The sequence below is a fragment of the Novosphingobium sp. genome (genome assembly GCF_041915465.1).
Classification (GTDB): domain Bacteria; phylum Pseudomonadota; class Alphaproteobacteria; order Sphingomonadales; family Sphingomonadaceae; genus Novosphingobium.
The window spans coordinates 1-2,183 of record NZ_JAYSBK010000189.1; the positions used below are offsets into that span (position 1 = coordinate 1).

General features: G+C 66.1%; 2 protein-coding genes. One reads left to right on the forward strand and one right to left on the reverse strand.

All coding sequences use genetic code 11. The features are described 5' to 3' along the window. The first annotated feature begins 250 nt into the window (after window positions 1–250). Window positions 251–1,570, forward strand: coding sequence for a hemolysin family protein (locus ACE3SN_RS16830; protein ID WP_374531990.1), 1,320 nt, complete (start codon window positions 251–253; stop codon window positions 1,568–1,570). A 78-nt stretch (window positions 1,571–1,648) separates the two neighbouring features. Here ACE3SN_RS16830 and ACE3SN_RS16835 read toward each other — a convergent pair whose 3' ends face one another. Continuing rightward, on the reverse strand, window positions 1,649–2,059 hold the full coding sequence (locus ACE3SN_RS16835; protein ID WP_374531992.1) for a DUF3035 domain-containing protein: 411 nt from the start codon (window positions 2,057–2,059) through the stop codon (window positions 1,649–1,651). Between the last annotated feature and the right edge of the window lie 124 nt (window positions 2,060–2,183).

Here is a 2,183-nt window from a genome sequence, read left to right on the forward strand (position 1 = left end):
ATCTTCTTCTCGCCGGTGTTGGGGTCGGTCACGCAGGCCGAAACGGTCAGCAGCGAAACTGCGGCGAAGCTCGAAACGAGCAGGCGGGATTTCTTCATGTGCGTTCCCCTTTTATGGTCAATCGTGGTTACCAGACTGAACCCAGCAACCTGAACATCATGTGTCTGTGGCAATTGTCAAATAGGTCCGCCTTGCGGCGATTTGCTGGCGGGACTTATCGCCCGGCTCCAATTCTGCTAGCGCAACGGGCGTGACACCGTTTCCCTGGTCCGATGTATTTATCATTGCAGGTCTGATCCTGCTCAATGGCCTGTTCTCGATGTCCGAACTGGCGATCGTCTCGGCGCGTCCGGCCCGGCTCAAGGTGCAGGTCGATCGCGGCAGCAAGGGCGCGTGCATGGCGCTGGATCTCGCTTCGGATCCGGGCAAGTTCCTCTCGACCGTTCAGATCGGCATCACCCTGGTGGGGATCATCGCCGGTGCCTATTCGGGCGCGAGCCTGGGGGGGCCAACGGGTGAGCGGCTGGCCGCGCTGGGCGTGCCGGCGGACTGGGCGGGCGAGGCCGGCTTTGCCATCGTCATCGCGGTGACCACCTATGGCAGCCTGGTGATCGGCGAACTGGTGCCCAAGCAGGTCGCCCTGCGCGCGGCGGAACCGATCGCGGTGATCGCCGCCTTGCCGATGGCCTATGTCGCGCGGGCAACCGCGCCGCTGGTCTGGTTGCTTGACTGGTCGTCCGGCCTGATCCTGCGCCTGCTCGGCATGAACGCGGCCGACGATAGCGCGGTGACGGCCGAGGAACTGCACATGATCTTTGCCGAGGCGACCCGTTCGGGCGTGATCGAGGAAGACGAACGCGCGATCATGACCGGGATCATGCGGCTGGCCGACCGGCCGGTGCGCGAACTGATGACCCCGCGCACCGAACTCGACACGATCGACCGCCGCGCCAGCGAGGCCGAGATCCGCGCCGCGATCAAGGATTCGCCGCATTCGCTGCTGCCGGTGGCCGATGGCACGCCCGACAATATCGTCGGAGTGGTCAAGGTGCGTGAAGTCCTGGCGGTGCTGCTGGCAGGCCGCAAGGTGCAGCTCGCCCGGCTGATGAAGAAGGCCGAAGTGATCCCCGACCAGCTCGACGCCATGGATGCGCTGCGCCTGCTCCAGCAGTCGGATGTGTCGATGGCACTGGTGCATGACGAGTACGGCCACCTTGAAGGCGTCGTGACCCCGGCAGACCTGCTCTCGGCGATCGTCGGCAATTTCGCCAGCCACCTCGACGCCGGGGACGAACCGATGGTTGTGGTGCGCGAGGATGGCACACTGCTGCTTGCCGGGGCGCTTCCCGCCGATGCCCTTGCCGCGCGGCTGAACCTGGAACTGCCCGACGACCGCGACTATGCGACCGCAGCGGGCTTTGCGCTGTCGGTGCTCAAACGCCTGCCGCACGAAGGCGAGTACTTCCACTACCAGGACTGGCGCTTCGAGATCGTCGACATGGACGGGCGCAAGATCGACAAACTGCTGGCAAGCCCGCCCGCCACCATCGAAGACGCGATCACCGACTGAGCCTGCCAATTCTCAGACGCGCAAAAGCAAAGGGCCCGCCTTGCGGCGAGCCCCGTGCTTCGGTTCAGCGGGTTCGGCTCAGTTGCCGATCGCGGTCTGGGCTTCGCGCCCGTCCCCTTCGGGAGCGGCAACGATATCGCGCACCACCGCGCCCTTGGCGACGGTGTTGGTGCCCGGATCGCCGACCGACGAACGGATCCCCGGAGCGGCATTGCCGGCCTTGTTGCCGAGCGAGCTTTCCACTCCGCTGCGGGCCTGCGGCGGGCCGAACAGCGCGTCCTGCGCCTGGGCGGCAGCGCCGGCATCGGTCGGACGCGGGGCGCCGGGGGCCGGGGGAACCAGCGAGAAATCGGGCGGAACCACCAGCGGCGCCTGGCGCTGCACGGCGAATTCATCGGGGCGCTGGCGGTTGAACAGCCCGCCGCCGCCACAGCCGGCAAGCAGGGTAGAGCCGGCAGCGATGGCGATCAGGGCAACAGATTTACGCATTTTCTCAGCTCTCCGTCGCGGGGCCAGAAGAATTGACCGGAGCCGCGTGGTTGTCGTCGCGCTTTTCGCGCGAAAGGAAGGAACGGGCAAGGATAAACAGGACGCCCAGCGTGATCGCCGCATC